Origin of the sequence: Paraburkholderia sp., assembly GCF_035948235.1 — a bacterium.
Taxonomy (GTDB): Bacteria; Pseudomonadota; Gammaproteobacteria; order Burkholderiales; family Burkholderiaceae; genus Paraburkholderia.
The window spans coordinates 1-6,853 of the sequence record NZ_DASZJJ010000282.1; the positions used below are offsets into that span (position 1 = coordinate 1).

The 6,853-nt window shown below is 65.9% G+C and carries 8 protein-coding genes; 1 reads left to right on the forward strand and 7 read right to left on the reverse strand.

Going from position 1 to position 6,853, the window contains the following annotated elements:
- Nucleotides 1–825, forward strand: an 825-nt coding sequence (locus VG320_RS24635) for a sigma 54-interacting transcriptional regulator (RefSeq protein WP_327202675.1), incomplete at its 5' end; no start/stop codon positions are given.
- 96 nt (nucleotides 826–921) lie between these two features.
- Here the strand turns inward: VG320_RS24635 and nagZ are convergent.
- The 7 genes from nagZ to lepB form a co-directional block, all read right to left on the reverse strand.
- Nucleotides 922–1,962 (reverse strand): beta-N-acetylhexosaminidase, encoded by a 1,041-nt coding sequence (nagZ, locus tag VG320_RS24640; RefSeq protein ID WP_327202676.1) that lies wholly within the window; start codon nucleotides 1,960–1,962, stop codon nucleotides 922–924.
- A gap of 76 nt (nucleotides 1,963–2,038) precedes the next feature.
- The gene (gene acpS / locus VG320_RS24645; RefSeq protein WP_327202677.1) at nucleotides 2,039–2,458 is read right to left on the reverse strand and encodes a holo-ACP synthase; all 420 of its coding nucleotides are present in this window, start codon (nucleotides 2,456–2,458) and stop codon (nucleotides 2,039–2,041) included.
- Nucleotides 2,459–2,513: 55 nt separating this feature from the next.
- On the reverse strand, nucleotides 2,514–3,281 hold the full coding sequence (gene pdxJ / locus VG320_RS24650) for a pyridoxine 5'-phosphate synthase (RefSeq protein ID WP_327202678.1): 768 nt from the start codon (nucleotides 3,279–3,281) through the stop codon (nucleotides 2,514–2,516).
- Complete coding sequence (recO, locus tag VG320_RS24655; RefSeq protein ID WP_327202679.1) at nucleotides 3,278–4,279, reverse strand: DNA repair protein RecO; 1,002 nt, start codon at nucleotides 4,277–4,279, stop codon at nucleotides 3,278–3,280. Before recO ends, pdxJ begins: the two co-directional genes overlap by 4 nt.
- A 68-nt stretch (nucleotides 4,280–4,347) precedes the next feature.
- On the reverse strand, nucleotides 4,348–5,253 hold the full coding sequence (gene era, locus VG320_RS24660; protein ID WP_327202680.1) for a GTPase Era: 906 nt from the start codon (nucleotides 5,251–5,253) through the stop codon (nucleotides 4,348–4,350).
- Between the two features lie 53 nt (nucleotides 5,254–5,306).
- On the reverse strand, nucleotides 5,307–6,419 hold the full coding sequence (rnc, locus tag VG320_RS24665; RefSeq protein ID WP_327202681.1) for a ribonuclease III: 1,113 nt from the start codon (nucleotides 6,417–6,419) through the stop codon (nucleotides 5,307–5,309).
- A 156-nt stretch (nucleotides 6,420–6,575) separates the two neighbouring features.
- Nucleotides 6,576–6,853, reverse strand: a 278-nt coding sequence (lepB, locus tag VG320_RS24670; protein WP_327202682.1) for a signal peptidase I, incomplete at its 5' end; no start/stop codon positions are given.

A 6,853-nucleotide genomic window follows, 5' to 3' on the forward strand; every position in this document is an offset into this window, starting at 1 on the left:
ACGCAGCCACAGATCCTGGTTCAGCGAGCCATCCGCGACGGCCGCGCTGTCGCGGCTGAGGCTGCGGGTGGCCGGCCGCTTGCGAGCATCCTGTTCGGCCACGAGCGCGGCGCATTCAATGGCGCCGAGCAGCGCGAGCCGGGTCTCGTCGATCACGCGAGCGGCGGCACGCTCTTTATCGACGAACTCACCGAACTGCCACGCCCGCAGCAGGAAGCGCTGCTGCGCGCGCTCGATTCGCAGACCTTCATGCGCGTGGGCGGCAGCAGCGAAGTGGGCACCGATTTCCGCCTGATCGCGGCCACGCGCGCCGTGCCGCGCGATGCGGTCCAGCAGGGCATGCTGCACGAGGATCTGTGGCTGCGTCTGGACGCCGCCGCGCTGCAACTGCCGCCGCTGCGCGAGCGCGAGGAAGACGCGGCGCTGCTGGCCGCAGCCTGTGTCGACGAGATGAATCTGGAAGCGCATACGCGCGGCTTCACGGGCACGACGCGGCTTGTCTCGCCCTCTTTCGTGCGCGAATGTCTGGCCTACGACTGGCCCGGCAACGTGCGCGAACTCCAGGAGCGCGTGAAGCGCGCGTGGCATGCCTCGGGCGACGTGCTCGAAACCTTGCAGGCCGAGGAAAGCAGCGGCGCGTCCGGCCGCGATTCGAATGGCGGCCGCGTGCAGGTGACGGTCGGCACGCCGCTCGCCGATGTCGAGGAAATGCTGATTCGCGCCACACTCGACGCCGTGGGCGGCACGCGCCATCGCGCGGCATCGCTGCTCGGCATCAGCCCCAAGACGCTCTATAACAAGCTGCAACGGATGCGCCTGAACTGATCGCGCTCGACTGAGCAACGCTCAACGCAAAAACGGCGGCCCTTCGTTATGAAGGAGCCGCCGTTTATCTATCTGGCTGGCGTTTGGTGCAATACGTCAGGGCAAGACGCTGCGCAGCAACGCCTGGGCCGACAGATACGCCGGATCGGCCACCAGCTTGTCCCAGCTCAGCGCCTTGCCGCGTCCGTGCAGCTTCCTGATGCGTCTGGCCGATGCCTTGCGCTCGCGCGACGGCTCCTCGGTACGCAGTGCGTCGAGCACCTTCTCCGCTTCGTGCGGCTGGTTGCAGATCAGCACCATGTCGCAGCCCGCCTCCAGCGCCGCGCGCGCGCCCTCGGTCAGCGTGCCGCCCTGGCGCGCGGCCTCCATCGACAAGTCGTCGCTGAAGATCGCGCCGGTGAAACGCAGGCGATTGCGCAGGATCTCCTGCACCCAGATGCGCGAGAAACCGGCTGGCTTCGCATCGACCTTCGGATAGATCACGTGGCCGGGCATCACCGCCGTCAGCGACAGGCCGAGCCAGTCGTAAGGCTGCGCATCTTCGCCGAGAATCGATTCGAGCGGGCGCTCATCAACGGGCACCGCGACGTGCGAATCGGCCGTCGCGAAACCGTGTCCCGGAAAGTGCTTGCCGCAGTTCCCCATGCCCGCAAGCGCGAGGCCGTGATTCAGGCTCTTGGCGAGCAGCGTGACGACGCGCGGATCGCGATGGAACGCGCGGTCGCCCACCACCTTCGACTGGCCATAGCCCAGGTCGAGTACGGGCGTGAAGGACAGGTCGATGCCGCAAGCGCGCAGCTCGGCGGCGAGGATATAACCCACCGACGTCGCCAGCTTGGTCGCGAGCAGCACGTCCTTGTCCCACAGCGCGCCCAGCCGCCCCATCGCCGGCAGGACGGTGAAGCCGTCGGTGCGAAAGCGCTGCACGCGCCCGCCCTCGTGGTCCACCGCAATCAGCAGATCGTCGCGCACTGCACGGATCGCGTCGGTCAGCGCGACCAGTTGCGCGCGGTTTTCGTAGTGGCGCGCGAACAGGATCACGCCGCCGGTGGAGGGATGCGCGAGGCGGCGCACGTCGTCGTCGTTGAGCGTCGTGCCGACCACGTCGAGCATCACCGGTCCGGGAATTCGTTTCATCGATTAGTCGAGCATTGGGTGCCGCGTCGGGCCACTTCAAGGCGTGCGCGGCGGAATGGAAAACAGCGACGGGAGTTTAGCTGCGCTGCTGGTCGCGGGTCTGGTCTGTCTCGGCGATCACGAACGAAACGGCATAGTCGCGCTCGTCGGTGATCGTCACCTGCGTGGTGATGCCGCGCTCTTCCAGCCAGAGCGCCAGCTCGCCCGAAGCCACCATATACGGCTTGCCGCCGGGCGCGTTGAGCGTCTGCACGCCGCGCCAGGTCATCGGCATGTGGATGCCCAGACCGATCGCCTTGGAGAACGCTTCCTTCGCGGAAAAGCGCGTGCACAGATACGCGAGCCCACGCACTTCCGAGCGCGCCTTGCGGGCCTGATACACCTTGAACTCATCGGGGCCGAGGATACGCTCGGCGAAACGTCCGCCGGTGCGCTCCATGGTCGCCGCGACGCGGCTGATCTGGATGATGTCGGTGCCGATGCCGTAGATCGCCATGCGTTCCTCGTCGTTCGTTGCGCCGCCTGCGCAGCGCGAATGCGCTTGATTGGGCTTAAGCGCGCGTAGCCGCGAGGCGCGCCGCGACCATGATCGCCTTCATCTCGCGCACCGCGTTCTCCCAGCCCGCGAAGATCGCGTGCGCGACCACGGCGTGGCCGATATTGAGTTCGTGGATGCCCTCGATCGCCGCGATCTGCTGCACGTTGGTGTAGTGCAGGCCATGGCCCGCGTTGACCTTGATGCCCAGGCCCAGGCCGCAGTTCACGCCGGCCACCACGCGCTCGAATTCGCGCTGCTGTTCGGCGGCTTCGCGCGCTTCAGCGTAGCGGCCCGTGTGCAGCTCGATCACGGGTGCGCCCGCGGCGTGCGCGGCGCGGATCTGCGTTTCGTCCGGGTCGATGAAGAGCGACACGCGAATGCCCGCGTCGGCCAGTTGACGGCAGGCCGCAGCCACGGCATCGAACTGCCCCGCCACGTCGAGACCGCCTTCGGTCGTCAGTTCCTCGCGCTTTTCGGGCACGAGGCAGACGTCATGCGGCTTGATCTCGCAGGCGATGTCGAGCATTTCGGCCGTCACCGCGCATTCGAGATTCATGCGCGTCTTGAGCAGCGGGCGCAGCTTGCGCACGTCCGCATCGACGATATGGCGACGGTCCTCGCGCAGATGCAGCGTGATGGCATCGGCGCCCGCTTCTTCGGCGAGCAGCGCCGCGCGGATCGGATCGGGATAGGTCGTGCCGCGCGCGTTGCGCAGCGTGGCGACGTGGTCGATGTTGATGCCGAGGTCGATCACGTTGGGCGAAGTCAGGAAGAAGCTCATAGGTTCTGCAGGTCGATCAGGATCTGGCGCGTCGCGAGCGGCGTGCCGCCAAGGTAAGTGTTCAGCAGGAAACGCATCAGCGCCTTGCTTTGCGCGACGGTCTGGGGTCGATGGTAATCGTCCTCCTCCATATCGAGCAATGTCTGGCCAGAGAGCACGGGCCAGTGCGAGGGCCATTCGTCCGACGCCTCGCGCACGCCGCGCTCGGGATCGAACACGTAGCGCCCTTCGGCCACCACGGTCTTGCGGTTGACAGTGCGATTGAGCGCCAGCGCGTAGCCGGTGTCGCGCAGCAGGACGCGCTCGAAAGAACGCAGCACCTGCACGGGCGGCAGATCGTGCGCGAGGCGCGTGAGCGTGACGACGTAATGATTGAAGAGCGCGGGATGCGGGTCTTCGCGGGCGAGAAATTTGACCAGCAGCTCGTTCACGTAGAAGCCGCACAGCAGCGCGTCGCCGGCGAGCGGCAACATGCCGCCGACCCATTCGGCGCCGGTGAGCGTGCGCACTTCGCCCTTGCCGGTCCAGTTCAGCGTGAGCGGCTGGAAGGTCTGCAGCACGCCGCGCAGCGCCGAATGCGGGCGCTTGGCGCCCTTCGCGACAAGCGCGACGCGGCCATGATCGCGCGAGAGCACGTCGATGATGAGGCTGGTTTCGCGGTACGGATAGCTGTGCAGCACGAACGCGGGCTGCTCGGCGACGCGAAAGTCGGAGGTGCCGCGCGATGCGCGCGGCGACGGCGAACGTGCGGCGGTCTTGCGCGGCGTGGCGCGGCGCTCGAGTGTGGCGTCGGCGCCTTCGCTTATGTCGCGATCGCTCGACGCCGCCAGACGGGGTCGGCGGCTACGTGCAGTCGTCCCTTCTTTCGCGCTGGAGCCAACGGCCGCACGCCGCGCGCGCGTGACGCCGCCGCCGGGCGATTCGAAATCGGCATCGTCGGCGCCCGCGTCGGGCGCGGACCAGTCGTCGTTCAGGGTTCCGGCTTCGCCGTCACTCATGCGCGCTCACTCGCACCTTGAGATTGCTGTCGTCGCTGGGTTGCGTTCTGGGATGGCGCGGTTACGCGTTACTCGTAACCGTAGGCACGCAGGCCGGCTTCGTTGTCGGCCCAGCCGCTCTTCACCTTCACGAAGGTTTCGAGGTACACCGGACCGTCGAACAGCTTTTCCATGTCGAGGCGCGCTTCGGTGCTGATCTGCTTGAGCTTCGCGCCCTTCTGGCCGATCACCATGGCCTTCTGCGTGTCGCGCTCGACGAGAATGGTCGCGAAAATGCGGCGCAGACGTCCTTCCTGCTCGAATTTTTCGATGATGACGGTGCTGGTGTACGGCAGTTCGTCGCCGGTCCAGCGGAACACTTTTTCGCGCAGGATTTCGGCGGCGAGGAAACGCTCGCTGCGATCGGTCAGGTCGTCTTCGCCGTAGATCGGCTCGCCCTCGGGCAGATACGGCTTGAGCGTGGCCAGCAGGCGCTTGATGTCGTCCGCATTCTTCGCCGACAGCGGCACGATTTCGCGGAATTCGCGCAGCTTCTGCACTTCCTGGATAAACGGATAGAGCGTGGCCTTGTCGTTCACCTGATCGATCTTGTTGGCGATCAGGATCGTGGGCGCGTTCGGCGGAATCAGGTCGAGCACCTTCTGGTCGTCAGGGCCGAACTTGCCCGCTTCGATCACGAACAGCACGGCATCGACGGAACTCAGCGTCGAGGTGACGGCGCGGTTCAGCGAGCGATTGAGCGCCGTGCTGTGACGCGTCTGGAAGCCCGGCGTATCGACGAAGATGTACTGCGCGTCTTCGGTCGTGTTGATACCGGTGATGCGATGGCGCGTGGTCTGCGCCTTGCGCGAGGTGATGCTGATCTTCTGGCCGACGAGGGCGTTCATCAGCGTGGATTTGCCAACGTTCGGACGGCCGACGATCGCGACCATGCCGCAGCGAAAACCGGCAGGAGTGGAAGTAGGTGCGTTCATGATCGGACCAGGAAATAAAACGGGGCGCGCGTGGATCGCGCGCCCGGGTGGAATCAGTGGCCGGCGTCGGCGGCGCGCACGGGCACGGCCGCGCCGATGTCGGCGCTGGTTTCGGCAGTAGTGGACGACGACTTGTCGTCCGCTGCGCCATGTTGCGTGTCACGGCTGCGCGAGGTGCGCGGGGCAATCGAAGTGGCCGAGGGCACAGCGTCGAAGCGGTCGGCCTTTTCAGCGCCCTTTTCAGCAGCTTTCTCAGCGCCCTTGTCCTGCACGTGCGCCGCGCGGATCACCGCGAGCGGTGCAGAATCAGCGCTCGCTGCAGCGGCTGCCGCCGTGGCTCCCGCCACCGTCGTCGGACGCTCGCCGCGCGCACGGCGCTCCGGCGCGCGCAGATCGAGCGCGCCCTGCACGCCCGTCACACCCGGCACGACTTCGAGATCGGGCTTGGGCGCGCGTGCGCCTTTGGAGCGACGCGGTTTGGCCACCAGCGCGGGCGCGGCTGCCATCACCTCGTCGAGCGCCTTTTTCGCGGCGGCTTGCTCGGCCGCACGACGGCTTGCGCCCGACCCCGACACCTTCACGTCGAGCTTGGGCACTGTACATTCGACTTCGAACTGCTGGTTGTGCGCCGCACCATGCGTGGCAACCACGGTGTAAGTGGGCAGCGCGATCTTGTGACCTTGCAGATATTCCTGCAGCAGCGTCTTGGCATCCTTGCCGAGCGTGCGCGGATCGATGTGATCGAGAATCGGCACGTAGAGGCGCTTGATGACCGTCTGCGCGGCGTCGAAGCCGCCATCGAGGAAGATCGCTCCGAAGATCGCTTCGAGCGCATCAGCCAGGATCGACGGACGGCGGAAGCCGCCGCTGCGCAGCTCGCCTTCGCCCAGACGCAGGCCGTCGGCGATATTCAGGGCCTGAGCAATCTCGTAAAGCGACTGCTGCTTGACCAGATTCGCGCGCACGCGCGACAGATCACCTTCGTCCAGCTTGCCAAAACGTTGGAACAATAGGGCCGCCACCGCGCAATTCAGAACCGAATCACCGAGGAATTCGAGGCGTTCGTTATGCGTGGCACTGTGACTGCGGTGGGTGAGAGCCTGGCGCAACAATTCCGCATTGCGAAATTCGTAGCGCAAACGGCTTTCCAACGGAGATTGGGGCATGGGGAGAGTATAACGCGCCCGCCGCCCCCGGCGAAAACGCGGGGCGGCGGGCGAAAAACCGTGAAGAAGCGGCGTTGCCGCGGGTTCTTCAAGTAGCGCGCGAAGATGCGAGGTGCGTATTCGATGATCCGATACGCACACATCACATGACGCGTTTTACTCGAACGAACCGATGCGCTTCAGGCTGCTGAAGTTCATCCAGATGAAGAAGGCGCGGCCGACGATATTCGCGTCGGGCACGAAGCCCCAGTAGCGGCTATCCGCGCTATTGTCGCGGTTGTCGCCCATCATGAAGTAATGACCCGGCGGCACCTTGCAGATCACGCCGCGTGCGTTGTACTGGCAGTTATCGCGATACGGATAGTCATCCGCGCCCACGACGAACGGCGGCACTGCGGGGTTATTCAGGATGTTGTTCTTGCGGCCGTTGCCGA